Origin of the sequence: Streptomyces sp. NPDC096205 (genome assembly GCF_044763135.1) — a bacterium.
Classification (GTDB): domain Bacteria; phylum Actinomycetota; class Actinomycetes; order Streptomycetales; family Streptomycetaceae; genus Streptomyces.
Window position 1 is genome coordinate 347,561 of sequence record NZ_JBIWFS010000001.1, and the last position, 24,292, is coordinate 371,852.

19 protein-coding genes are annotated in these 24,292 nt (G+C 72.8%); 8 read left to right on the top strand and 11 right to left on the bottom strand.

The genetic code is table 11. From position 1 onward, the window contains the following. Positions 1 to 4: 4 nt before the first annotated feature. On the bottom strand, positions 5 to 1,276 hold the full coding sequence (locus ACIQ6Y_RS01610; protein WP_404031313.1) for an extracellular solute-binding protein: 1,272 nt from the start codon (positions 1,274 to 1,276) through the stop codon (positions 5 to 7). A gap of 232 nt (positions 1,277 to 1,508) precedes the next feature. Here ACIQ6Y_RS01610 and ACIQ6Y_RS01615 point away from each other — a divergent pair, with 232 nt between their 5' ends. Next, the gene (locus tag ACIQ6Y_RS01615) at positions 1,509 to 1,724 is read left to right on the top strand and encodes a dodecin (RefSeq protein WP_404031316.1); all 216 of its coding nucleotides are present in this window, start codon (positions 1,509 to 1,511) and stop codon (positions 1,722 to 1,724) included. Positions 1,725 to 1,760: 36 nt separating this feature from the next. Here the strand turns inward: ACIQ6Y_RS01615 and ACIQ6Y_RS01620 are convergent, their stop codons facing one another. Both ACIQ6Y_RS01620 and ACIQ6Y_RS01625 read right to left on the bottom strand, forming a co-directional pair. Then, complete coding sequence (locus ACIQ6Y_RS01620; protein ID WP_404031318.1) at positions 1,761 to 2,252, bottom strand: hypothetical protein; 492 nt, start codon at positions 2,250 to 2,252, stop codon at positions 1,761 to 1,763. Positions 2,253 to 2,262: 10 nt separating this feature from the next. Next, entirely contained in the window at positions 2,263 to 3,912 is a 1,650-nt protein-coding gene (locus tag ACIQ6Y_RS01625) for a TROVE domain-containing protein (RefSeq protein ID WP_404033637.1), read from the bottom strand. A gap of 115 nt (positions 3,913 to 4,027) precedes the next feature. Here ACIQ6Y_RS01625 and ACIQ6Y_RS01630 point away from each other — a divergent pair, with 115 nt between their 5' ends. The 6 genes from ACIQ6Y_RS01630 to ACIQ6Y_RS01655 all read left to right on the top strand — a co-directional run bounded on the left by ACIQ6Y_RS01630 (position 4,028) and on the right by ACIQ6Y_RS01655 (position 14,410). Continuing rightward, positions 4,028 to 5,026: an LLM class flavin-dependent oxidoreductase gene (locus ACIQ6Y_RS01630; RefSeq protein WP_404031321.1), complete on the top strand. Its 999-nt coding sequence runs from the start codon at positions 4,028 to 4,030 to the stop codon at positions 5,024 to 5,026. A 25-nt stretch (positions 5,027 to 5,051) separates the two neighbouring features. Continuing rightward, positions 5,052 to 7,388 (top strand): ATP-binding cassette domain-containing protein, encoded by a 2,337-nt coding sequence (locus tag ACIQ6Y_RS01635; protein WP_404031323.1) that lies wholly within the window; start codon positions 5,052 to 5,054, stop codon positions 7,386 to 7,388. Between the two features lie 119 nt (positions 7,389 to 7,507). Continuing rightward, complete coding sequence (locus ACIQ6Y_RS01640) at positions 7,508 to 7,903, top strand: CU044_2847 family protein (RefSeq protein WP_404031326.1); 396 nt, start codon at positions 7,508 to 7,510, stop codon at positions 7,901 to 7,903. Positions 7,904 to 7,906: 3 nt separating this feature from the next. Then, positions 7,907 to 10,057 carry a trypsin-like peptidase domain-containing protein gene (locus tag ACIQ6Y_RS01645; protein WP_404031328.1) on the top strand — a complete coding sequence of 717 codons (2,151 nt, stop codon included), beginning with the start codon at positions 7,907 to 7,909 and terminating at the stop codon, positions 10,055 to 10,057. Next, positions 10,054 to 11,004, top strand: a complete 951-nt coding sequence (locus ACIQ6Y_RS01650) for an AAA family ATPase (protein WP_404031331.1) — start codon at positions 10,054 to 10,056, stop codon at positions 11,002 to 11,004. The genes ACIQ6Y_RS01645 and ACIQ6Y_RS01650 overlap by 4 nt, the downstream gene beginning before the upstream one ends. 85 nt (positions 11,005 to 11,089) lie before the next feature. Next, positions 11,090 to 14,410 (top strand): SAV_2336 N-terminal domain-related protein, encoded by a 3,321-nt coding sequence (locus ACIQ6Y_RS01655; protein WP_404031333.1) that lies wholly within the window; start codon positions 11,090 to 11,092, stop codon positions 14,408 to 14,410. Here the strand turns inward: ACIQ6Y_RS01655 and ACIQ6Y_RS01660 are convergent. The 5 genes from ACIQ6Y_RS01660 to ACIQ6Y_RS01680 form a co-directional block, all read right to left on the bottom strand. Continuing rightward, entirely contained in the window at positions 14,365 to 15,243 is an 879-nt protein-coding gene (locus ACIQ6Y_RS01660; RefSeq protein ID WP_404031336.1) for a lysophospholipid acyltransferase family protein, read from the bottom strand. The genes ACIQ6Y_RS01655 and ACIQ6Y_RS01660 overlap by 46 nt on opposite strands. Continuing rightward, positions 15,243 to 16,019, bottom strand: coding sequence for a GNAT family N-acetyltransferase (locus ACIQ6Y_RS01665; RefSeq protein WP_404031339.1), 777 nt, complete (start codon positions 16,017 to 16,019; stop codon positions 15,243 to 15,245). The genes ACIQ6Y_RS01660 and ACIQ6Y_RS01665 overlap by 1 nt, the downstream gene beginning before the upstream one ends. Positions 16,020 to 16,264: 245 nt before the next feature. Beyond that, a complete protein-coding gene (locus ACIQ6Y_RS01670; RefSeq protein ID WP_404031342.1) occupies positions 16,265 to 17,011 on the bottom strand; it encodes a succinate dehydrogenase/fumarate reductase iron-sulfur subunit in 747 nt (248 codons plus the stop codon). Then, complete coding sequence (locus tag ACIQ6Y_RS01675) at positions 17,008 to 18,957, bottom strand: fumarate reductase/succinate dehydrogenase flavoprotein subunit (protein ID WP_404031345.1); 1,950 nt, start codon at positions 18,955 to 18,957, stop codon at positions 17,008 to 17,010. Before ACIQ6Y_RS01675 ends, ACIQ6Y_RS01670 begins: the two co-directional genes overlap by 4 nt. A 2-nt stretch (positions 18,958 to 18,959) precedes the next feature. Beyond that, complete coding sequence (locus ACIQ6Y_RS01680; RefSeq protein ID WP_404033639.1) at positions 18,960 to 19,631, bottom strand: succinate dehydrogenase; 672 nt, start codon at positions 19,629 to 19,631, stop codon at positions 18,960 to 18,962. Positions 19,632 to 19,751: 120 nt separating this feature from the next. Here ACIQ6Y_RS01680 and ACIQ6Y_RS01685 point away from each other — a divergent pair, with 120 nt between their 5' ends. Beyond that, entirely contained in the window at positions 19,752 to 20,636 is an 885-nt protein-coding gene (locus ACIQ6Y_RS01685; RefSeq protein WP_404031347.1) for a LysR family transcriptional regulator, read from the top strand. Positions 20,637 to 20,639: 3 nt separating this feature from the next. Here the strand turns inward: ACIQ6Y_RS01685 and ACIQ6Y_RS01690 are convergent, their stop codons facing one another. Genes ACIQ6Y_RS01690 through ACIQ6Y_RS01700 form a run of 3 tightly spaced genes read right to left on the bottom strand, consistent with a single transcriptional unit; the run spans position 20,640 to position 24,127 of the window. Beyond that, complete coding sequence (locus ACIQ6Y_RS01690; RefSeq protein WP_404031350.1) at positions 20,640 to 21,119, bottom strand: ester cyclase; 480 nt, start codon at positions 21,117 to 21,119, stop codon at positions 20,640 to 20,642. 54 nt (positions 21,120 to 21,173) lie between these two features. Continuing rightward, entirely contained in the window at positions 21,174 to 23,318 is a 2,145-nt protein-coding gene (locus ACIQ6Y_RS01695; protein WP_404031353.1) for a putative bifunctional diguanylate cyclase/phosphodiesterase, read from the bottom strand. Next, positions 23,315 to 24,127, bottom strand: coding sequence for an SAM-dependent methyltransferase (locus ACIQ6Y_RS01700; RefSeq protein WP_404031356.1), 813 nt, complete (start codon positions 24,125 to 24,127; stop codon positions 23,315 to 23,317). The genes ACIQ6Y_RS01695 and ACIQ6Y_RS01700 overlap by 4 nt, the downstream gene beginning before the upstream one ends. Positions 24,128 to 24,292 lie beyond the last annotated feature (165 nt).

Here is a 24,292-nt window from a genome sequence, read left to right on the forward strand (position 1 = left end):
CGGGTCAGGACAGCGGGATCGCCAGCAGTTCGGTGATCCGCTCCGAGGCCCGGCGGGCCTCCGGCCCGGGGTCGGCGCCCCGCAGCACCTTGGTCATATAGGCCTTGATCGGGTTGTCCGCCTCCACCGCGGCCCATTCGGGTGTGGTGGGGGTGGCCCGGCCCTGGGCGGCGCCCGCGGCCATGGCGGCGACGCCGTCCTCGCCGGCGACGGCGGGGGCGAGGGTGGTCTTGTTGGGGACGTAGTTCATGGTGCGGGCCAGGTCGGTGTTCCACTTGGCGCCGGCGAGGGCCTCGACGACCGCGAGGGCGCCCTCGCGCTGGTCGGTGTTGTCGGGGATCACGAGGTCGGAGCCGCCGGTGAAGACGGCGCCGGGCCGGGCGGCCGTGCGGCCGGGCACGGCGAAGAAGCCGAGCTTGCCCTCGAGTTCGGGGTTGCGCTGCACGACGGCCCGGGCGACACCGGGTACGGCGACGATCTGGGCGATCTCGCCCCGCGCGAACTCGTCCGCCTGGGGCGGGTGTTCCTCGTCGGCGTCGACGGGTCCGGAGCCGAGCGCCTGGAGGCGGCGGTAGAAGTCCATGCCGCGCAGGGCCTCGGGGCTGTCCAGGGAGCCCTGCCAGCTGCCGCCCGTCTCCTCGGCCAGCTCGCCCCCCTCGTCCCAGATGAACCCGGCGAGGGTGTACCAGTCCTGTCCGGCGAGGTAGATGCCCTCGGTGCCGCCCGAGTTCAGCTTCTCGGTGGCGGTGAGCCACTCCTCGCGGGTCTTCGGCGGGGCGTCGATGCCGGCCTCGGCGAAGAGGTCCTTGCGGTAGACGACCACCCGGTTGGCGGCGTACCAGGGGATGCCGTACTGGTGGCCGCGCAGCTTGCCCGGCTCGGCGAGGCCGGGCAGCCAGTCCCGGCTCCCCCAGTCCCGCACGGACTCCAGGGTCAGATCGACCAGCCGGCCCCCGTCGACGTACTGCGGCACCTGGGTGTTGCCGACCTCGACGACATCGGGCCCGTCGGCGGTGGCGTCCTCACCGTCCTTCGCCTCCAGCGCGGCCTGCACCTTGGGGCCGATGCCGGTCCATTCCTGGATGCGGATGTCGAGGTCGATGTCGGGGTGGGTGCGCTCGAAGTCCTCGGTGAAGCGGTCCAGGAAGTCCCGGGAGGCGCTGTCCTTCATCAGCCACACGGTGACGGTCTGCGGGTCGCTGCCGCCCGGCAGCAGGCCGCAGCCGGCGACGAGGGAGGCGGAGACGCAGACGAGGGCGAGAAGGCGGCGTGTCACTGGTCGGTCCTGTTCTGCCTGACGGACAGGGGAGAGGGACCCGACGTGGGGGGACGGGCACGAAGGCCCGTACGGGTGTGCTGGATTTTGGTATGGACCAATGCGAAGGTCAAGGGGCGCCCGGACACCGGCGCGATGTCTCGCGCTCCGCCGCAGCCTGGGGCACCGTGGAGTGACGCGCGCCACACGCGGCGCCGACGCCATCGGTCGTCACAGCAGGAGGAGCATCCCCATGTCGAACCACACCTACCGGGTCACCGAGATCGTCGGCACCTCGCCCGAGGGCGTCGACAAGGCCATCCGCAACGGCATCTCCCGTGCCTCGCAGACGCTGCGGAACCTGGACTGGTTCGAGGTCACGCAGGTCAGGGGCCAGATCGAGAACGGCGACATCGCGCACTGGCAGGTCGGACTGAAGGTCGGCTTCCGCCTCGAGGACAGCGACTGAGCCAAGGCCCGCGCAAGGGCCTCGCGCATACGGCCCTCAGGTGCGCCCCTCCCGTTCCTGCGCCACCTTCAGCTCGGCGGAGGGCGTGGCCCAGCGGGCGCGGACGACCGTGAAGCCCGCCCGTTCGGCGTCCTCGCACACCAGCTCGTCGTCGTCCACCAGCATCCGCACCTCACGCGTACGGGCGAGCCGGCGCAGGATCTCCAGCTTGGTGTAGCGGGCGGGCCTGCGGTCGGCGTTGCCCCGCATGTGGACGCGCCCCTCGGGCAGTCCGTGCGCCGCGAGCCACTCCAGCGTGTCGCGGCGGCAGCGCTCGGGCCGCCCGGTGAGGTAGACGACCTCGCACTCCTCGGCGCTCTCCACCGCCAGCGCCACGCCCTGCGGGATCGGCGGGTCCTGGGGCGCGGCCGCGAAGAACGCGTCCCAGTTCCGCGGCCTGGTTCGGAGGAAGTGCTGGCGGTGCGCGGTGTCGGCGAGGGTGTTGTCCAGGTCGAACACGGCGAGCGGCCGTCGGGCGTCTGAGGTCACACCCAGCAGCCTAGGCCTCCCAGGGCCAGCCCGCGTCCACCCCTCGGGACAGCAGGTCCACCATGGTGAACAGCTGGTCGGAGAAGCCGCCGACCTCGTAGCGGTGCGGCGCGCCGGTGTCGATGGAGGCCTTCGCGTAGCCGGTGGTGTCGATGCCGAACAGGGGCACGTGGGCCGGGACCGCCTCGGACACGGAGACGTTCTTGCCCTGCCGGCCGCGCGGCCTCCATTCGCGCGCGCCGGAGCCGCCGTGGCCCGGGTGGGCGAACGCCTGCATGTCGGAGACCAGGACCACGCGGTCGTGGCCGCGGTACGCCTGCCTCAGCGCCGCGACCGTCTCCGTGCCGAAGCCGACCTCGCCGACGCGCTCGCAGAACGCCTCGGTCTGCCGCAGCACCGGCCCGCCCTTGACGAGCTCGTGCCGGAAGGCGCCGTCCGCGAAGCCCCACAGGTCGACCTCGCAGCCGCGGGCCGCGAGCGCCACGCCGAACAGGGCGCCGACGTCGACGTGCCGGATCATCGACTTCGCCGACACCTGCCCCAGCATCGAGCCGGAGGTGTCGACCAGCACCAGCGTGCGCCCGGGCAGCGCCGGGACATTGGCGGTGGACGCGGCGAGCGCGCACTCCAGGGCCTTGTCCCACCTGCCGGACGGCACCATCCGGTGGGCGGACAGGAACCGGTAGGGGAACTGCCGCGAGCGGCGCACCTCCTCCGGGTCGGCCAGGCGCGCGGCCACCTGCTCGGCGACCGCGTCGCCGACCCCGGCCTCGTCGAAGTTGCGCAGATTGCGGGTGAGCGCCATCAGGCCCATGGAGGGGATGATCGCCTCCCACGCCGCGGCGTCCATCGGCCCCTGCAGCCAGCCCGCCAGGGCCTCCCAGGTCAGACCGGCCGCGGCCAGTCGCTCCCGCCCCTGCGGGGAGGTGAGCAGCGCCCGGCGCTCTCCCACCGGTGCGGCCGTCAGCGCGCGGTGCGCGACGAGGGTGGCGTCCGTCTCGGGCACCTCGGCGCCGTCCGGGTGGTGCCGGCGGTCCAGCGCGTACCGGAACAGCTCGCCCTGCCACGGCTTGGCCGGGTCCGGCGAGGCGTGCACCAGGTTCAGGACGTCGCCGAACCGGAAGTCCTTGGACGCGGTGTCGTACTTCAGCAGCGACCGGGCGGTGTACAGCCGCCGTACGGCGTCGGCGACACCGCGCTTGACCGGCTTGGGCAGGGCGCGGCCGTACGACCGGGTCCAGTGGGCGAGCAGTTCGCCGGGCTCGTCGGCCCGCTGGAGCACGGAGTCGACGACCTGCCGGGAGTACCCGGACAGGCCCGCGTCCAGGCGCGCGTGGACGAACTCGGCGGCGCCCACCAGGGAGGCGGTGCGCATCTGGGCCGAGCCGCGCAGCCAGCCGAGCAGGCCGGCCGCCCACTCGGGTTCCTGGACGGCGAGGCCGCGCACGAGGTCGCGGTAGCGGGTGTCCCTGCCCCCCGCCTTCTCGTAGAAGGTCTGCTGCCCGACCATGTTCACGACCGCCAGCAGGAACAGTTCGCTCTTCGCGTCCCGCACGTGTGCGGCACCGCCCTCGTACGTCGTCGTCCGGGCGCCGGTCGTGGTGACGGGCGCGGACGGGGCGGTGAGGGTACGCGAACGGCGGCTGTTGAAACGGGAAATGGCGGAGCTCCTCGGTGACGGGGGCGGGAAACCGGGGTTCACCGTAGGAGTGGGCGGCGTGAGCATGCCAGCGAATAAGCGGGAATGCCCACGCGCGGGCCGCGTTGAACCCTGTGTGACTTCCGTGATCGCCGCGACCCGCTTCTCCGTGCTCGACCGTTCCCGCACGCGCGAGGGCCACCCGCCCGGGGAGGCGCTGCGCGACACCGTGGCGCTGGCGCGGGAGGTGGAGGCGCTCGGCTACCACCGGTTCTGGGTGTCGGAGCACCACGGCGTGCCCGGGGTGGCCGGTTCGGCGCCGACCGTGCTGGCGGCGGCCGTCGCGGCGGCGACGAGCACCATCCGGGTGGGCACGGGCGGGGTCATGCTGCCCAACCACCGGCCGCTGGTCGTCGCGGAGCAGTTCGGTGTGCTGGAGTCCCTCTTCCCGGGCCGCATCGACATGGGCCTGGGCCGCTCGGTGGGCTTCACCACCGGCGTGCGCAAGGCGCTGGGCCGCGACAAGGAGGACGCGGAGGACTTCGCGGGCCAGCTCCAGGAGCTGCTCGGCTGGTTCCGCGGCACCTCCCCGACGGGCGTGCGTGCTCGGCCCGCGGACGGCCTGACCGTGCCGCCATTCGTGCTGGCCATGGGCGAGGGCGCGACGATCGCGGCCGAGGCGGGCCTGCCGATGGTGATCGGCGACCTGCGTGGCCGCGAGAAGATGCTGCGCGGCATCGAGCACTACCGGGACCGCTTCCGCCCCTCCCCCTGGGCGCCCGAGCCGTACGTGGTGATCTCCGGCAACGTCGCCGTCGCGGGCACCCCCGACGAGGCCCGCCGGCTGCTGGTCCCGGAGGCCTGGTCGATGGCGTACTCCCGGACCCACGGCACCTTCCCGCCGCTGCCGCCCGCCGAGCGCGTCCAGGCCCTCACCATGACCGACCGGGAGCGCGGCTTCTACGAGTCGGGCCTGACCGGGCAGCTCGCGGGCACCGAGGAACAGGTCGCCCACGAGCTGGAGACGGTCCTGAAGGAGACGGGCGCGCAGGAGGTCCTGGTGACCACCAGCACCTACGACCGTGACGCCCTGCTGGACTCCTACCGGCGGCTGGCCTCGATCGTCTCCGGGTGATCGCCACCGGCTAAGGTTGCCCGTTATGCACCACCCTCACGACCCGTACGTCCGTGTCCGCGGCGCCCGAGAGCACAACCTGAGGAACGTGGACGTGGACATCCCTCGGGACGTCGTGGCCGTGTTCACCGGCGTGTCCGGCTCGGGCAAGTCCTCGCTCGCCTTCGGCACGATCTACGCCGAGGCGCAGCGCCGCTACTTCGAGTCCGTGGCGCCGTACGCCCGCAGGCTGATCCACCAGGTGGGCGCCCCGAAGGTCGCCGAGATCAGCGGGCTGCCGCCCGCGGTGTCGCTGGAGCAGCGCCGCTCGGCGCCGACGTCCCGCTCCTCGGTGGGGACGGTGACGAACCTGTCCAACTCCCTGCGGATGCTGTTCTCCCGCGCGGGCGACTACCCGCCGGGCGCGGAGCGCCTGGACTCCGACGCGTTCTCCCCCAACACCGCGGCCGGCGCCTGCCCCGAGTGCCACGGCCTGGGCCGGGTGCACCGTACGACCGAGGAGCTGCTGGTCCCCGACCCGTCGCTGTCGGTCCGGGACGGCGCGATCGCCGCGTGGCCGGGTGCCTGGCAGGGCAAGAACCTGCGCGACATCCTCGACGCGCTCGGGTACGACGTGGACCGGCCCTGGCGCGAACTGCCCGCCGAACAGCGCGAGTGGATCCTGTTCACCGACGAGCAGCCGGTCGTCACCGTGCACCCGGTGCGGGACGCCGACCGCATCCAACGCCCGTACCAGGGCACGTACATGAGCGCGCGGCGCTATGTGATGAAGACCTTCGCGGACTCCAGGAGTCCCACCCTGCGGGCGAAGGCCGAGCGCTTCCTGACAGCCGCGCCGTGCGCGGTGTGCGGCGGCAGCAGGCTGCGTCCGGAGGCGCTCGCCGTGACCTTCGCGGGGCGGACCGTCGCCGAACTGGCGGCGCTTCCGCTGGCGGAACTGGCGGCGTCTGTGGAGGGCACCTCCGAGGCGGCCCGGGTGCTCACCGAGGACCTGAAGTCCCGGATCGCGCCGGTCGTCGAGCTGGGTCTCGGCTATCTCAGCCTGGACCGGCCCACGCCCACGCTGTCCGCCGGCGAACTGCAACGGCTGCGGCTGGCCACCCAGTTGCGGTCGGGACTGTTCGGGGTCGTCTACGTCCTGGACGAGCCGTCGGCCGGACTGCACCCGGCGGACACCGAGGCGCTGCTGACGGTGCTGGGGCGGCTGAAGGCGGCCGGGAACTCGGTGTTCGTGGTGGAGCACCATCTGGACGTGGTGCGGGGCGCCGACTGGATCGTGGACGTCGGCCCGCGCGCGGGCGAGCACGGCGGCCGGGTGCTGCACAGCGGCCCGGTGGCGGACCTGGCCGGCGTGGCCGAGTCGGCGACGGCCCGCTTCCTCTTCGGCCGCTCCCCCGCCCCGGCCCGTGAAGTCCGCTCCCCTCGCGGCTGGTTGAAGGTCGGCCCGGTGACCCGGCACAACCTGAAGAACCTCACGGCCGAGTTCCCGCTCGGCGCGTTCACCGCGGTGACCGGTGTCTCCGGGTCCGGCAAGTCCACGCTCATCGGCGAGATCACCGAGGAACTCGACGGTGTGGAACGGCTGGTGCTGGTCGACCAGCGGCCCATCGGCCGGACCCCGCGCTCCAACCTGGCCACCTACACGGGCCTGTTCGACGTCGTGCGCAAGGAGTTCGCGGCGACGCAGGCCGCCCGGGCACGCGGCTACGGCGTCGGCCGGTTCTCCTTCAACGTGGCCGGAGGCCGCTGCGAGACCTGCCAGGGCGAGGGCTTCGTCAGCGTGGAGCTGCTGTTCCTGCCGAGCACGTACACGCCCTGCCCGGACTGCGGCGGGGCCCGCTACAACCCGGGCACGCTGGAGGTGACGTACCGCGGGCTGACCATCGCGCAGGTGCTGGACCTCACGGTGGAGGCGGCCGCGGAGTTCTTCGCCGGCACCCCTGCCGTGGCGCGCAGCCTGCGGGCCCTGCTCGACGTGGGCCTCGGCTATCTGCGCCTGGGCCAGCCCGCGACGGAGCTGTCCGGCGGGGAGGCGCAGCGCATCAAGCTGGCGAGCGAGCTGCAGCGGGGGCGGCGCGGGCACACGCTGTACCTCCTCGACGAGCCGACGACCGGGTTGCACCCGGCCGACATCGAGCTGCTCATGCACCATCTGCACGCACTCGTCGACGCGGGGAACACGGTGGTCGTCGTCGAGCACGACATGGCTGTCGTGGCCGGGGCGGACTGGGTGATCGACCTGGGGCCTGGCGGGGGCGAGGCCGGGGGGCGGATCGTGGCGGCGGGGCCTGTCGTGGAGGTGGCGAAGGCCTCGGGAAGCACGACAGCGCCCTATCTGGCGCGCGCCGCGCGGCAGGGTTGACGCCCGAGGCCTCGGGGTTCATGACACCCTCGTGGTCCATGGCTTCCAATTCATCGAATCGGTAACCGAGTTGGACGTATGGACGGTGAGACACGCCGTTGTCCGGTGACAATGTCATCGTGTCCAAATCAGATGACCTCGCCTTAGGCGACGGCACTCCGGTCCGCTTCCTGCTGACGCCCGCCGGAGGGACGACGGCGCCCGGCGCGGACCTCCCCGACGGCATGGGCACGGCGGTGCCCGTGGCCCGCGAGGGGAGGTCGGCCGCCGAGTTCGCGGCGGGAGCGCTGCGCGGCGCCCTGAAGCCCCTCGGACCTCTGCTTCAGGAAGTGCACGACGCCGCCCGGGCCGTACCGGACCCGCCGACCGAGATGACCGTGACGTTCGGCATCCAGGTCGGCCACGACCTGAAGTTCGGCATCGTGGGCACGGGCGGCCAGGCCCATCTCACCGTCACCGCGTGCTGGCGGCCGGACCCGGCGGCGGACACCGGCACGGCCACCGCGGCGGAGTGAGGCGTGGGGTGGTTCGGATCCGCCCAGGTCGTGCAGTACCACGACCCGTCCTTCCACGTGGTGTCCGTACGCGCCCCCGAGGGCGGCAACGCGGTCGGAGCGGGCTTCCTGCTCGGCCCTGAGACGGTCCTCACCTGCGCTCATGTCGTCAACTCCGCGCACGGCAGAGCGCTCTTCGAGACCCGGGCCCCCGGACTCGCCGAGCTGCGGGTCGAACTGCAGGGCGCCGCCGGAGTCCCCGTCACGCTCGCGGCCCGCGTCTCCCACTGGATCCCGCCGCGGGCCCGTGACGGCGGACCGGTCCGCCCCGGCGACCCCGACTGGCTCGGCGATCTCGCGGTGCTGCGGGTCGACGCACTGCCCGGGGGGCTGCTCGCCGCGCCCCGCCCGGCGCCGATGAAGGTCGGTCAGGAGGTGACCGTCTGGCACGGCGGCCGCCATCCGTCGACCCTGGCCCGGCTCACCACCGTCGGGCTGCACGGCTCCCTCAGCTATCTCGACGGCGCCCCCACCGGCATGGCGGTCGGCCGCGGCTACAGCGGCGGCCCGCTGTGGAGCGACGCGGACGACGCGGTCGTCGGGATGGTCGTCGGCCACTTCATGCCCCGGACGGACCCGCTCACCAAGGCCCCGTTGCCGTACGACCCGCAGCAGATGGTCCGGCGCAGCTGGGCCGTTCCGTGGCAGATCATCGAGGCGGAGCTACGGCCCCTCGGCGTACTCGACGGCGGGGCGGAGGAGCCCCTCGACTGGGACGACCCCGTCCACGTGATGATCAAGCAGGCCCTGTACCCCGTGCTGTCGACGCGGTCGGAGACCGTCGACTACGGGCGCCGGCTCGCCCTCGCGTGCGGCGTCGCACCCGGCAGCGACATCACCCCGCCCGCCGCACGGGAGTTCGCCGACTTCCTGCTGACGCATCCGCGGGCACTGGCGGCACTGACCGAGATCCTGCGGCGGGACAACCCCGAGGCGGCCGACCGTCTGCTGGCGGCGGGCGGTCTGTCCGTGGTGCCGCGGCTGCTGTCCCCGAAGGAGCACGCGCATCTGCGCGGTCAGCTGCGCGCCCTGGACCGGACGGTCCTGACCCGGCTGCCCGAGGTGGTCCGGGCCGCGCTGCCGCACCTCGCGGCCGGCACGGTCGGCGACACCGTGGACGCCGTCCTGGACCGGTTGGAGGCGCTGCCCGGAGACGGCCGCACCAGTGGCGACGAGCGACGGGTGCCCGCGCTGTTGCGGGTGATGGAGTACCTGGGCGCGCTGTGCCCGGGTCCCGAGCGGGCCAGGCTGCGGATGTGGGCGGACGGCGTGGCCCACCGTCTCGGCATCCCGCGGGCGGCGCTGGGGGAACGCCGCTCCGACGCGCTGGAATGGGCGCGTGCCGTGCGCGGCCGCACCACGCGCGTACGGGTGCTGGTGCAGGTCACCCGGGCCGGCCGGGGCCGGCACCGGCTGCGGCTGTGGTGCGACGAGGGGGCCGGCCCCCGCCAGGTGTCCACGGACAGCGTCCGCACGTACTCGGCGGCCGAGGCGGCCCGTGAGGTGCTGCGCGTCCTGGACTCGCTCACTCCCTCCGCGGAGGACGAACGGCCGCCGCTGGTGGAGGTCCTGGTGGACCGTACCGGACTGAACCTGCCGGTCGACGAATGGGCGGCGCGCGACCCGGACGACCTCGTGCCCGGGGTGCTCGGCGTCGAGTTCCCGCTGGTCGTGCACTGTCCCGAACTGCTGCGTCGGCACGGCAGGTTCATCGCGCACTGGCGCAGCAGATGGAGCAGGCTCGACTCCGGCAAGACGTTCCTGGTCTCCGCGGCGATGGACCGGGACACGATCTACTCCCGGCTGGTCAACCAACTCGACACCGTGCGCGTCAGTGTGGATGTGCCGCCCGGTCAGCGGGACGGCATCGTGCAGACCTGCCTCGCCCTGGGCATACCGGTGGTGGTGTGGGACCGCGGCCGGGACGGGGGCTCGCACTCCGTCGAGCACATGGCGCAGGTCGCCACACCGGAACTGCCCGACGGCGTGCGCAGTTACCGTGCCAACGCCAAGGCCAACCCGCCCGAGTTCCCCGGACGACCGGTCCTCGCCTGGGCCGACGCCGACCGTACCGTGCCCCGGCTTCATCTGACCGAACCCCAGGAGAGCACATGACCCCCGTGCCCGATGCCGACTGGCGGCTGTTCCGGGGCGACGGCGTGCCGCAGGACGTGACCCTGCCGCCGGCACCGCCCTGGCGCCGCTTCACACCCGAGCGGCGCCTGCGACCCGAACTGCCGTACGTGATCGCGCCGGAACATGCCGACGTGGTGAACGCGGCGCTGCATCTGAGGCGCCCGCTGCTGGTGACGGGACCGGCCGGGACCGGCAAGTCCTCGCTGGCCCGGGCCGTCGCCCATGAGCTGCGCCTGGGCGAGCTGCTGCGCTGGTCCGTCAACAGCCGCTCCACGGTGAAGGACGCGCTCTACCAGTACGACGCGATCGGTCGGCTGCGGGAGACGACTCTGAGCCGGGACCGCGGCGAACGCGAGCCGTCCATCGGCTCGTTCATCCGGCTCGGCCCGCTCGGCACCGCGCTGGTGCCATCGGTGACGCCACGCTGCCTGCTCATCGACGAGATGGACAAGGGCGACGTCGACCTGCCCAACGACCTGCTGACCGTGTTCGAGGAGGGCTTCTTCGACATCCCGGAACTGACCCGGCTGCCGGAGGAGATGGCCGACGTGGAGGTGCAGACGCACGACCACCGGGGTGCCGTGCGGGTGTACCAGGGGCTCGTGCAGTGTTCGGAGTTCCCGGTCGTGGTGATCACCAGCAACGGCGAGCGGGACTTTCCGCCGGCCTTTCTGCGCCGCTGCATCCGCCTGGACCTTCCGGTCCCCGACGAGCAGCGGCTGCGCACCATCGTGGCCGCGCACCTCGGCGAGGAGGCGCTGCGCGAGGCCGACGACCTGATCGACGCCTTCCTGCGCCGCCGCGCCCCGGGCGAACTGGCCACCGACCAGCTGCTCAACGCCGTGTTCCTGCGCGCCGGCGGCGTCGACCTGGACGCCGACGGGCTGCTGGACGCCGTACTGCACCAGCTCACCGGGGCGCTGTGACCGTGCCGGGCGGGACACGACCGGCCCGGGCGGCGCGCCGTACGCCGGGCGCCGTGCCACGGCGGATCACCGGGGCGAGGTGACGATGGCGGGCGGCGGAGCGCGGCTGGCCGAGATGCTGCGCGTGCTGGCGGCGTGCGACGTCGACCTGGACGCGGACCAAGTGCTCGATGTGCTGTGGCTGGCCCGCCGGTTGCCTGTGGGTGCCGACGCCCCCCTGTGCCGTGAGGAGGGCGCCGTACCGCAGCCGCAGCCCGCCGCGGAGCCGGAGGGGGCCGCGCCGCACGAACCTGCACCCGACCCCTTCGACCCGGACCTGCCCGATCTGACCGAGCCCGCGCTGTACGCCGCCGCGCGGCAGGCCCCCGCTCCGGCACCGCCGCCTTCCCGGCCCGGGGCCGAGTCGCGCCGGGCCATGCCTGTGCGGGTCCCGGAGGAGAAGGCGCTGCCCGACCAGCTGGCGCTGGCCCGGGCGCTGCGCCCGCTGCGGCGGCGCCGGGACAGCCGGCACCGCACGGAGATCGACGAGGAGCGCACGGCCGCGGAACTCGCCGAGACGGGCCTGCCGGACGTGGTGGAGCGCCCGGTGCGCGAGCGCTGGCTGAACCTCGTCCTGCTGGTCGACGACGGTCTGTCCATGCTGTTGTGGCACCGGCTCGGGGCCGAACTGCGGGCCCTGCTGGAGCGGATGGGCGCGTTCGCCACGACCCGTGTCCTCGGCCTGGACACCCGGTCGGCGCAGCAACCCCGGGTACACGCCCGGCCCTTCCATCCGGGCAGCACCGAACTGCCGCTGAACACGGTCAACGATCCGTCGGGCCGCACTCTGCTGCTGGTCGTGACCGACGGCATGGGCGCGGCCTGGCGGTCCGGCGCGCTGCACCGGCTGCTGGCGGGGCGGGCGGCGCGCGGCCCGGTCGCCGTGGTGCACACGCTGCCGCCCGAGATGTGGGAGGCCTCGGGTGTCTTCGCCGAGCGCTGGCAGGCGACCACGCGGCGCATCGGCGGCGCGAACACCTCCTGGGAGCTCGCGGACCCGGTGCTGCCCCTGGAGCTGACCCGGTTCGACGGCGTACCGGTGCCGGTCCTCGAACCCACGCCCGACGCGCTGGGCGACTGGGCGCGGCTGCTGGCCTCGCCCGGCGCCACCGTCGAGCTGCCGATGCTGACCCGTCCCGGCCGGGACGGCCCGCTGGCCGCCGCCCGGGACCTCGGCAACGCCCAGCACTTCCGGGACGCCGCCACGCCGGAGGCGTACCGGCTCGCGGCCCATCTCGCGGCGGTGTCACCGCTGTCGGTCCCGGTCATGCGGCTGGTGCAGTCCGCCGTGCCGTGGCAGGCCACGACCTCCCATCTCGCCGAGGTGTTCCTCGGCGGGCTGGTCCGTCCGCATCCGGCTCCGGTGCCGGGCCCGTTACCCGCCAAGCACCGTGTGTTCGACTTCACGGAGTCCGCCAAGGCCGTGCTCCTGGACGCGGTACCGCAGCCCGAACTGCTGCGGACCAGCCGTCGGATCGGCCGCCGGCTGGAGGAACTCGCGGGCAGCTCGCCGGATTTCCCGGCATGGCTCGCCCATCCGGACGGCCCCGACCACGTGCCCGGCTCGCATCTTCCGTTCACCAGCGTGGAACGGCGCCTGCTGACCCGGTTCGGAGTGTCGTTCGGGTCCACGGCCCACCCGTCGGAGCCGGTGGCGGGCGCCACCGGGCCGGACGCGGACGGCTGGGACGCGCTCGGCGACACCGATCCGCGGGAGCTCGGCGGATACGAGCTGCGCGGACGGCGACGTGGCCGGCGCACCCTGCTGTACCGCGGTGTCGACGCGCGGGGCGCCGAGGCCGTGCTGCGAGTGCCCCGACCGGACCTGCCCGCCGCAGCCAGGCTGATCGAGGTCGAGGCCGTGGCCCTGGACCGGCTCCGGGGCCAGTACGCGCCCGCCCTGCTCGGTGCCGACCCGGACGGCTCGCCGCCCTGGCTGGCGATGACGCCGATCGCCGACGCGGAGGCACCTCAGGCCCAGCCGCCCCGGCTCGCGGACCTTCTCGCCCAGGCCCTGACGGACGGCACCGCCCCGTTCGACCTGCTGCGCGGCCTGCTGGTGGGCTGCTACGTCGCCAACGCCCTCACCCTGTGCCACATGAACGGGCTGGTGCCCTCCTCCGTGGACGCCGACAGCGTGTTCGTGCTGCGCCGGTCGGTGGTCCTGGCCGATCTGTCGGACTGCGCGGTGGACGGCGAGTTCGCGGGCGCCGGTCCGGCACCCACCCGCGAGGACAATGTGCGGGCGCTGGGAGAGCTGCTCCAGCTGCTCAGCACCAAGGCGGGCGTGGACCTGCCGGGGCTGAGGGAGGGCATGCACCTGTGGCAGGGCGACACCTGGGAGCCGCTCCGCCGGCTGGTGCTGCGGTGCATGGACCAGGACCCGGCCCGGCGTCCCCCGGCGGACGAGGTCGCCGAGACGCTCGCCCGGTATGTCGCCAGGACCCGTCTCCAGCAGCGGAGCGGGCCCGAGCCCGACGCGCCGTCCGCTGCCCGGCCGGGAGAGCGGGTGCCGCTCAGCCCGCCGGAGGCCGCCCGTCGGCAGGGGCGGCCCGGGCTGCGGCTGCCTCGCTTCGGTACGGCCCGTCGGCTGTCGCGGACTCACCTGGAGCACGTGCGCGCGCCACTGCCGTACAGCCGTCGGCTGACCCTGGTCGGCGCCCATCATCACAGCGGACGGGCCACGGCGACCATGGTGCTCGGCTCGCTGCTGGCCGCGGTCCGCGGCGAGCCCGTGCTGGCCCTGGACGGGGCGGCGGCAACCGGTTCCCTGGACATGTACGTGCCCAGCCTCGGCTCGACGACACTGCGCGACGTGGCGGCCCTGCCCGACAGCCCGTCGTACGACGAGATCAGCGCGCTGACGACAAGACGCGCCTCCGGCTTGGAGGTGGTCGCCCACCGGCCGGGCCACTTCATGCCGAGCCCCGCGTACGCGCAGGACTACGTCCGCGTCCTCGCCCACGCCGCACCGCACTACCCGGTGGTGCTCACCGACTGGGCCCCGCTCGAACTGGGTCCCCCGGCCGCGGCCGTCCTGGCGCACACCGACCGGCTGATCCTGTGCTGCGGCACCCGTGCCGCCTCCGTGGAGGCGGCCACGCGCAGTTGGCGCGCGCTGCGTGGCGACGTGGGCGGGGAACTGTCCGAGACCGCGCTCGTGGCGGCCACCGATGTCGAGGGGGCGGGGCCCTTCGAACCCGCTCTGCTGGCACAACGGCTGGGCCTGACCGCGTCGCAGGTGGTGCACATACCGGCCGATCCCGCGCTGCAGACCCGTGGCTGGAAGCTGGAGCGGCTCCGGCCGGCGACCGTGGACGCCTATCTGAGGCTGGCGTATCTGGCCCTGGAGCCGTCGGCGCGCTGACCGTCGGACGTGCGCGGCGGCGTGGGCGACCCGGTGTGCGGATGGGCCGTCGGACCGCCGCCCACCGTGCCGTGTTCCGCCGCCCGGGCCAGGCTGCGGCGGTCCAGGTGCGCGCCGGACGGGACGGCCGGGCGTACGTCCACCTCTGCTGTCACGTTCCGGGTCGTGACCACGCGCCAGACCGACGCGAGCAGGGAGTCGTCGCCGACGAAGGCGGGGCGGGTGGTCGGGGTGCCGTCGGTCAGGCGGTAGCGGATGCGGACCGGCTGGACGGGGACGTCCGCGTCGAGGGCGGCCTGGAACGCCGCCCGGCGGAAGCGGCCCTGGGCGCGGCCGCACCAGGTGCTGCCCTCGGGGAAGACCCCGACGGCCGCGCCGGCGCGCAGCACCTCGGCGAGCTGGGCGACGGTGGCGGGCAGGGTCCGCAGCCGGTCGCGGTCGATGAACACCGCGCCGCGCGAGGCCAGCGCCCCGGCCACGGGCCACTGGCGTATCTCCCGCTTGGCCAGCATCCGGGCCGGGCGTACGGCGGCCAGCAGCGGGATGTCCAGCCAGGAGATGTGGTTGGCGACCAGCAGCAGCCCGCCGGTGGGCGCGGCGCCGCCGGTGATGCGCACCCGTACGCCCGCCGCCCGTACGATCCATCGGCACCAGCGCCGTACGGCGGCGGCGGGAAGCCTCGGGCCGAACGGCGACAGCAGCACCCCGGTGAGGATCAGCGCGGCGACCGCCGTGAGGCGCAGCACGCCGCGCACGACGGCCGCCGCGGACGCCCCCGCCCCGTCGATGCACGCCCGCGGGGTGCAGGGCGCGCCGGGCAGCCAGGCGCTCATCAGGCCGGGACGAGCGAGAGGAAGTGCTTCAGATAGCGCGGGTCGACCCGGCGCATCGACAGCAGCACACAGAGGTCCGCGACCCCGAAGTCCGGGTCGTGCGCGGGCTCGCCGCACACCCAGGCGCCGAGGCGGAGGTAACCGCGCAGGAGCGGAGGAAGCGCAGGGCGGGTGGGCGGGAGAGACGCGTCGCGTCCGGTGGGCCGGGTCACGCCCTCGGCGCTCCACGGCAGCAGCGGTCGTACCCGGAACTCCTCGGGTGCCAGGTGCTTGGCCTGCACCCGGTCCCAGGTGGCGGCGGCGAGGGCGCCGCCGTCGGCGAGGGGCAGGGAGCAGCAGCCGGCCAGCCATTCGTGGCCGCCGTCCACCATGTACCGCGCGATGCCGGCCCAGATCAGTCCGATGACGGCCCCGTCGCGGTGGTCGGGGTGCACACAGGACCGTCCGACCTCGACCAGTCCGGGCCGGATGCCGTCCAGCCGGGACAGCTCGAACTCGCCCTCGGAGTACAGCCGCCCGGCGATCGCGGCACGCTCGGGCGGCAGCAGCCGGTAGGTGCCGACGACCTCGCCGGTCGCGGTGTCCCGGACCAGCAGGTGGTCGCAGTACGCGTCGAACGCGTCGACGTCGAGGCCCGGCTGCGGCGTGGCCAGCAGGGCCCCCATCTCCCCCGCGAAGACGTCGTAGCGCAGCCGCTGCGCGGCCCGTACGTCGTCCTCGTCGCGGGCCAGACTGACGGTGTAGCGCGTGGGTGTGAGCGTGCTGACGCCGGACATGGCTCTCTCCTGGGCACGGGCCGGTGGAGCGGGGCTTGGGGACACCCCAGTTCTTCCGACGCCGGTTGGCGTGCGCGTGACCACTGCCAGGAGGGCGGATGTGGGAATGCTGAACGCCACATTCTGAGGCGCCCCAGGGAAATGCCCTCAGGGGCGCGGGGCTGTATCGATATGCGGCTCCGCCGCGCGGGCGCGAGAACCACCCACAACCCGCACCCCGAAGACGGCCTCAACAAGCCACGGCGCTACCGCTTGACCTTCCGAACAGCCCGCAGCCACTCCTTGTTCATACCGGTGATGGACACCAGAGGAATCCCCTTGGGACAGGCCGTCGCACACTCACCGGTCAGCGTGCACCCCCCGAACCCCTCCTCGTCCATCTGCGCCACCATGTCCAGCACCCGCGTCTCCCGCTCGGGCGCCCCCTGGGGCAGCACATTGAGATGGTTCACCTTCGCGGACGTGAACAGCATCGCCGCCCCGTTGGGGCACGCCGCCACACACGCCCCGCACCCGATGCACTCGGCGTGCTCGAACGCGAGGTCGGCGTCCGGCTTGGGCACCGGCGTGGCGTGGGCCTCGGGGGCCGAGCCGGTCGGTGCGGTGATGTATCCGCCGGCCTGGATGATCCGGTCGAAGGCGGACCGGTCCACGACCAGGTCCTTGATCACCGGGAAGGCCGACGCCCGCCACGGCTCGACGTCGATGGTGTCGCCGTCCTGGAAGGACCGCATGTGCAGCTGACAGGTGGTGGTCCGCTCGGGCCCGTGCGCGTCCCCGTTGATCACCAGCGAGCACGCGCCGCAGATGCCCTCGCGGCAGTCGTGGTCGAAGGCCACGGGGTCCTCACCGCGCAGGATGAGCTCCTCGTTGAGCGTGTCCAGCATCTCCAGGAAGGACATGTCGGGCGAGATGCCGTCCACCTCGTACGTGGACATGGTGCCGTCGGCGTCGGCGTTCTTCTGCCGCCAGACGCGCAGGGTGAGCTTCATGCGTAGCTCCGCTGGGTGGGGTGGACGTACTCGAAGACCAGGTCTTCCTTGTGCAGGACGGGCGCCTCGCCGGTGCCGGTGAACTCCCAGGCGGCGGCGTAGGAGAACGCGTCGTCCTTGCGGGCGGCCTCGCCGTCCGGGGTCTGGGACTCCTCGCGGAAGTGGCCGCCGCAGGACTCACTGCGGTGCAGCGCGTCGAGGCACATCAGCTCGGCGAGCTCCAGGTAGTCGACGATGCGGTTGGCCTTCTCCAGCGACTGGTTGAACTCCTCGCCGGTGCCGGGCACCTTGATGCGCCGCCAGAACTCCTCGCGGATCTGCGGGATGCGCTCCAGGGCCTTGCGCAGCCCGGTGTCGGTGCGGGCCATGCCGCAGAACTCCCACATCAGCTCGCCGACTTCGCGGTGGAAAGAGTCGGGTGTGCGGTCGCCGTCGACGGAGAGGAGCAGGTTGATCCGGTCCTCGGTCTCCGCCAACGCCTCCTGCACGGCCGGGTGTTCGGCGGTGACCGTCTCCTGGTGCGGGTTGCGGGCGAGGTAGTCGTTGATGGTGGCCGGCAGCACGAAGTAGCCGTCGGCCAAGCCCTGCATCAGCGCGGAGGCGCCGAGCCGGTTGGCGCCGTGGTCGGAGAAGTTGGCCTCGCCGATCGCGAACAGGCCGGGGACGGTGGTCTGGAGGTCGTAGTCGACCCACAGTCCGCCCATCGTGTAGTGCACGGCGGGGTAGATCCGCATCGGCACCTCGTACGGATCCTCGTCGGTGATCCGCTGGTACATGTCGAAGAGGTTGCCGTACTTCGCCTCGACGGCCTTGCGGCCCATGCGCCGAATCGCGTCGGCGAAGTCGAGGTAGACGCCCTGGCCGCCCGGCCCCACTCCCCGGCCCTCGTCGCAGACGTTCTTCGCGGCGCGGGAGGCGATGTCGCGCGGGACGAGGTTGCCGAAGGACGGGTAGATGCGCTCCAGGTAGTAGTCGCGCTCGTCCTCCGGGATCTGATGCGCCGGGCGGGTGTCGCCCTTGGCCTTGGGCACCCAGATCCGGCCGTCGTTGCGCAGCGACTCGCTCATCAGCGTCAGCTTGGACTGGTGGTCGCCGGTGCGCGGGATGCAGGTGGGGTGGATCTGCGTGAAGCAGGGGTTGGCGAAGTACGCGCCGCGCCGGTGCGCCCGCCAGATCGCGGTCGCGTTGGAGTTCATGGCGTTCGTCGACAGATAGAAGACGTTGCCGTAGCCGCCGCTCGCCAGCACCACGGCGTCCGCGAAGTACGTGTCGATGCGGCCTGTGATCAGGTCCCGGGCGACGATTCCGCGGGCCCGTCCGTCGACGACGATCAGGTCGAGCATCTCGGTGCGGGGGTGCATCTCGACGTTGCCGGCCGCGATCTGCCGGCTGAGCGCCTGGTAGGCGCCGAGGAGGAGCTGCTGGCCCGTCTGGCCGCGGGCGTAGAAGGTGCGGGACACCTGGACGCCGCCGAAGGAGCGGGTGTCGAGCAGGCCGCCGTACTCGCGGGCGAAGGGGACGCCCTGCGCGACGCACTGGTCGATGATCTCGACGGAGATCTGCGCGAGGCGGTGCACATTGGACTCGCGGGCGCGGAAGTCGCCGCCCTTGACGGTGTCGTAGAACAGGCGGTGGACGGAGTCGCCGTCGTTGCGGTAGTTCTTCGCCGCGTTGATGCCGCCCTGGGCCGCGATGGAGTGCGCGCGGCGCGGGGAGTCCTGGTAGCAGAACTGGACGACGTGGTAGCCCTGTTCGGCGAGGGTGGCGCCGGCCGAGCCGCCGGCCAGGCCGGTGCCGACGACGATCACCGTGTGCTTGCGCCGGTTGGCCGGGTTGACCAGCTTGGCCTCGAACCTGCGCTTGTCCCAGCGCTCGTGGATCGGGCCGGAGGGCGCCTTGCCGTCGGTCAGCGGCGCGCCGGTCTCGTAGTCCGCGAAGGTAGTCATGTTCAGCTCACCACTCCGGTCATCACGCCCACGGGTACGGCGACGAAGCCGGCCGTGAGCAGCAGGGCGAGGACGTTCGCGATCGTCTTCAGGGCGCGGTCGCGGGTGCGGCTGCCGGCGCCGAGGGTCTGGGCGGCGCTCCAGAAGCCGTGCCGGACGTGCAGGCCGAGCGCGAGCATCGCCACGATGTAGACGACGTTGCCGTACCAGGTGGAGAAGGTGTCCACGACGTTCTGGTACGGGTGCCCCTCCTGGAAGCCGCCCGGGTGCACCTGGCCGGTGGTCAGGTCCAGCACGTGCCAGACGATGAACAGGCCGAGGATGATCCCGCCCCAGCGCATCGTGCGGGTCGCGTAGCTGGAACGGGGCTTGCGGTGCGCGTACTTGCTCGGCCGTGCCTTGATGTCGCGCCGGCTGAGCTGGTAGGCGGACACGGCGTGCGCGACCACGGCGACGAGCAGCACGACGCGGATGAGCCAGAGCGTCCACTCGTAGTGCATGAAGGGCTCGCCGACCGTGCGCAGCCAGTGGCCGTAGTGGTTGAACTCGTCCGGGCCGAAGAAGATCTTCAGATTGCCGATGACGTGGGCGACCAGGTACAGCAGCATGATCACGCCGCTGACGGCCATCACTGTCTTCTTGCCGACGGAGCTGTCCCAGATCGTGCGCGCCATGGACGGCCGTCGGTCCGTCCGCGTTGCCAGAGCCATGGGTCACGACGTTAGGGCCGGAGGTCCTCATCGGTCCAAGACATGGTCCGGCTCGTTTCCATAGGCTGCACCTATGATGGTGGCGTGCAGTTCCATCAGCTCCAGTACTTCGTGGCCGTCGCCGAGACCCGGCACTTCACCCGCGCCGCGGAGGCCGTCCATGTCGCCCAGCCCTCGCTGTCGCAGCAGATCAAGGCGCTGGAGCGGGAGCTGGGCGCCGACCTGTTCCAGCGGGCCCGCGGCAACATCACGCTGACCGACGCGGGCGAGGCGCTGCTGCCACTGGCCCGGCGCATCCTCGCCGACGCGGACACCGCACGGCACGAGGTGCAGGAGCTGGTGCAGCTCCAGCGGGGGCGGGTGCGCCTGGGGGCGACGCCGAGTCTGTGCACCGGCCTGCTGCCCGATGTGCTGCGCGCCTTCCACGACCGCTACCCCGGCGTCCGCCTGCAGATCGAGGAGGGCGGCTCCCTCGATCTCGTACGGCAGCTCGCGCGCGGTGCGCTCGACCTGGCGCTGGTCGTGCTGCCGCTGCCGACGCCCGCGCCGGCGCTGACGACGGTCGAGCTGCTGCGGGAGGACCTGGTCGTGGTGTCCTCGCCGGACGCGCCACGCCCGGGGGGCGGGCGCCGTGCGGTGGCCGTCGCCGATCTGGAGGGCGAGCGGCTGGTGATGTTCCGGCACGGGTACGACCTGCGGGAGCTGACCGTCGCGGCGTGCCGCTCGGCCGGGTTCGAGCCGGACTTCGCGGTCGAGGGCGGCGAGATGGACGCCGTGCTGGGGTTCGTGCGGGCGGGGCTGGGGGTGGCCGTCGTACCGAAGATGGTCGCCGCGCGGTCCGGGCACGGACTGCGTGTGACACCGCTGGCCCGGCCCGGGCTGCATCGCACGATCGCGCTGGCCCACCGCAGCGATGTGGCTCCGCCGCGGGCCGCCCGGGAGCTGCAGCGGATGCTGCTGGAGCGCTGACCGCTACCGGGCAGCCCTGCGCTGCGCCGCCGCGGCGCGTACGGCGTCCAGCGGGATGCCGGCCTGTTCGCACAGCGTGGCCAGGTCGAAGTAGATCGTCTCGCCGGCCATCAGCCCGTCCCGGAACGGCACGACGTTCGCGAAGGGCACGTCGAAGCTGCCGCCGCCGGGCGGGACGCCGAGCCAGTCGCCGCGGCTCGTTCCGCGCAGCCGGCCCCACACGGCGACGACGTCGTCGCCGAAGGCGATGCCCTCGTCCTCGGGGGCGAGGTCGGGGAACGCGACGAAGTACTGCTGCGCGTAGGCCGCGCGGACCGCGTCCCGGCCCTGGCTACGCAGGCCCAGGGCCTTCGTCTCCAGGAAGCAGTCGTCGACGAACGTCCGCAGGATGCCGTCGATGTCCCGGTCCGCCTCCGCCTCCCGGTGGGCCTCGAAGAGGCGGCGCATGTGGGTGACGTCCATGTCCGCGGTCCCTCCGCTCATGGCCCCGGTACCCCCACCTCGATCGTAGGCAGGAGGGCACCGGTCAGCCACCGCTCAGCCCCGCGCGTCCGCCAAGGCCAGTTCGTGCAGGCGTTCCGGCGGGCCCGGGCGGGCGTAGTACCAGCCCTGGGCCGTGTCGCAGCCCAGTATCCGCAGCTGCTCGGCCTGGGCTCCGGTCTCGACGCCCTCCACCGTGACCGCCAGGTCCAGGCTGTGGGCGAGAGAGACGATTCCCTCGACGATCTTCAGGTCGACGGGGTCGGCCGGGAACTGCTGCATGCCCTGGGTGAAGGAGCGGTCCAGCTTGAGCACGCTCACCGGCAGGCGGCGCAGGTTGGCCAGGTTCGAGTAGCCGGTGCCGAAGTCGTCCAGGGCGATGTCGACGCCCATCTCGGCCAGCCGGCGCAGCGGTTTGAGCAGGTCGTCGTCGGCGCCGATGAGGGCGGACTCGGTGACCTCCAGGCACAGGGCGTCCGGAGTGACGCCCGCGGCCTCCAGGATGTCGACGGTGTCCTGGACCAGGCCGGGGTGGTTGAGCTGGCAGGGCGAGAGGTTGACGTTGATGCGCAGCGGGCCGGCGTCGGTGTCGGCGTAGCGCTCGCGCCACTCCCGGGCCTGACGCACCGACTGCTCCAGGACCCAGCGGCCCAGCGGGACGATGAGGCCGGTGTGCTCGGCGAGCGGGATGAACCGGTCCGGGCCGAGCACGCCGTGCTGCGGATGCAGCCACCGCACCAGGGCCTCCGCGCCACGGACGCTGCCGTCGCCGAGGTGGACCAGCGGCTGGTACTCGATGAAGAACTCGCCGCGCTCCAGGGCCGCGGGCAGCGCCGTGGTCAGACCGTGACGGGTGATCGCACGGGCGTCGGCCTCCGGGTCGGCCAGCTCGCAGCGGTTGCCGCCCGCCGACTTGGCCCGGTACATCGTGATGTCGGCGCTGCGCAGCACCTCCGCGGGGCTGCGCCGGCCGCCGGCCGGGCCCTCCACGATGCCGATGCTGCCGCGTACGGTCAGCTCGCGGCCCTCGATCCGGACGGGGGCGAGCAGCACGTTCTGGATGCGGGCGGCGAGTTCGTCGACCTCCCGCTCGGTGTCCGGACCGGTCGTCAGCGCCACGAACTCGTCACCGCCCAGACGGGCGACCATCTCACCGGGCGCCGTGGCGCAGGACTGCAGCCGGTCGGCGACCTCGACGAGCAGCCGGTCGCCGGCCGCGTGGCCGAGGCTGTCGTTGATGGTCTTGAAGCCGTCCAGGTCGAGGTAGCACAGGCCGAAGCGCTGGTCCGGGGCTGCGTTGAGGGCCTTCTCCAGGCGTTCGAAGAACAGGGTGCGGTTGGGCAGGCCGGTCAGCGCGTCGTGGGTGGCCTCGTAGCGCAGCCGCAGGTTGAGCAGCCGGCGCTCGGTGGTGTCCTCCATCAGCGCCAGCTGGTACTGCGGGCGCCCCTCGGGGTCACGCAGCAGGGACACCGTGAGGTTGGTCCACAGGACCGTTCCGTCGGGCCGGTAGAAGGCCTTCTCGATGTGGTAGTGCTCGCGCTCGCCGCTCACCAGCTCCTCGTACAGCCGCCACACCTGCGGGGCGTCCTCGGCGTGCGTCCACTCGCGGACGTTGCGGCCGCGCACGTTCTGCTCGAAGCCGCCGAACATGCGCAGCAGGGCGTCGTTGACCTCGAGGATGTTGCCGTCCAGGTCGGCGATGCCGATCCCTATGGCCGCGCCCTCGAACACCGCGCGGAAGCGGGCCTCGCTGGCGTGCAGGGCCTGCGCCACCACGCCCTGGGCGCGCAGCGCGGCCTGGGCGATGGACTCCTGCTCGGCGAGGGTGCGTTCACGCAGGGCCTGGGCGAACCCGGCGGCCATGGAGTGCTGCAGACGCGCCGAACGGGCCCGCAGGTCCTCCTGGGGGCCGTCCTCGCCGCAGTAGAGCACCAGATAGGCGTCGACGCAGTCCAGGGTGCGGCTGAGCACGTCCGGGTCGGTGCAGTGGGCGGCGACCAGCGCCGCGCCGACCGCCCGGCCCTCGGCGGCGTCGAAGGTCCTGGCCAGCAGCGCCTCGCTCAACCGGCGGGCGAGCGGCAGCAGTTGCTCCTCGAACTCCGGCCGGGTCAGGGACGTCACGGTGACCGGGAAGACCGCGCGGCTCCAGATCGTCGCGAACCGGCGCAGTCTGCCCTCCGGCCCGTCCGGCTCCGCGATCACGCCGAACGCCCCACGCCCGCGAACCCCGAGAACGCATACGGGTCCTCGTCCTCCGGTGCGGTGTCGGGCCGCCAGCGCGGCATCGGCACCAGTCCGGGTTCCACCATGTCGTACCCCTCGAAGAACCGCGCGACCTCGTCGCGCGAGCGCATGATCAGCGGGTTGCGAATGTCCTTGTATACGTCCACCGCACCCTCGGCCCGCTCCGCGGGCAGCGGGATTCCCTCGTACGAGGCATGCGTGAGGATCAGCATGCTGCCGGGCGCGAGCGCGTCGCGCAGTTCGGCCACCGCCTTGTACGGGTCGTCCGCGTCTTCCACGAAGTGCAGTATGGCAACGAGCAGAAGCGCCACCGGACGGTTCAGGTCGATCAGCCGCTCCACCTCGGGGGCGGCGAGGATGTCATGGGGCTTCCTGAGGTCGGCCGCGACCACGCCGGTGCCGGTGTCGCCCTCCAGGACCGCGTGGCTGTGCGCGACGGCCACCGGGTCGTTGTCGACGTAGACGACACGCGCGCCGGGGTGGGCCCGCTGCGCCACCTCGTGGACATTGCCGAAGGTCGGGATGCCGGAGCCGATGTCGAGGAACTGGGTGATGCCCTCGTCGGCCGCGAACCGCACCGCGCGCCGCATGAACGCCCGGTTCGCCTGCATGATCTTCGGCAGGCCCGGCATGAACTCCATCGCCTTTCGGGCCGCTTCCCGGTCGACCTCGAAGTTGTGCGAACCGCCCAGATAAAAGTCGTAGATCCGGGAGACGCTGGGCACCGAGATGTCGATGCTCCGTGGGGCCCAGGCGGGACGCTCCATCTATCTCTCCAAGGCGTAGGCGATCCGGTGTTCGAGCAGAGGCTACTGATCGCCCGCCAAAGGAGCGAGCGGAAACGGAAATTGACCATCCGTTCCCGGTCACTGCCTGCGGCATGTGCCGAATTGACGTCCGCTAAACCCTTGCAAACACACCAAAGCGGTCCG

Coding starts and splice junctions, on each gene's coding strand:
- ACIQ6Y_RS01690 (WP_404031350.1), bottom strand. CDS start 21,119: ATGAGCGGAGGGACCGCGGACATGGACGTCACCCACATGCGCCGCCTC.
- ACIQ6Y_RS01680 (WP_404033639.1), bottom strand. CDS start 19,631: ATGGCGCGCACGATCTGGGACAGCTCCGTCGGCAAGAAGACAGTGATG.
- ACIQ6Y_RS01665 (WP_404031339.1), bottom strand. CDS start 16,019: ATGTCCGGCGTCAGCACGCTCACACCCACGCGCTACACCGTCAGTCTG.
- ACIQ6Y_RS01700 (WP_404031356.1), bottom strand. CDS start 24,127: ATGGAGCGTCCCGCCTGGGCCCCACGGAGCATCGACATCTCGGTGCCC.
- ACIQ6Y_RS01635 (WP_404031323.1), top strand. CDS start 5,052: ATGCACCACCCTCACGACCCGTACGTCCGTGTCCGCGGCGCCCGAGAG.
- ACIQ6Y_RS01650 (WP_404031331.1), top strand. CDS start 10,054: ATGACCCCCGTGCCCGATGCCGACTGGCGGCTGTTCCGGGGCGACGGC.
- ACIQ6Y_RS01675 (WP_404031345.1), bottom strand. CDS start 18,957: ATGACTACCTTCGCGGACTACGAGACCGGCGCGCCGCTGACCGACGGC.
- ACIQ6Y_RS01615 (WP_404031316.1), top strand. CDS start 1,509: ATGTCGAACCACACCTACCGGGTCACCGAGATCGTCGGCACCTCGCCC.
- ACIQ6Y_RS01655 (WP_404031333.1), top strand. CDS start 11,090: ATGGCGGGCGGCGGAGCGCGGCTGGCCGAGATGCTGCGCGTGCTGGCG.
- ACIQ6Y_RS01670 (WP_404031342.1), bottom strand. CDS start 17,011: ATGAAGCTCACCCTGCGCGTCTGGCGGCAGAAGAACGCCGACGCCGAC.
- ACIQ6Y_RS01660 (WP_404031336.1), bottom strand. CDS start 15,243: ATGAGCGCCTGGCTGCCCGGCGCGCCCTGCACCCCGCGGGCGTGCATC.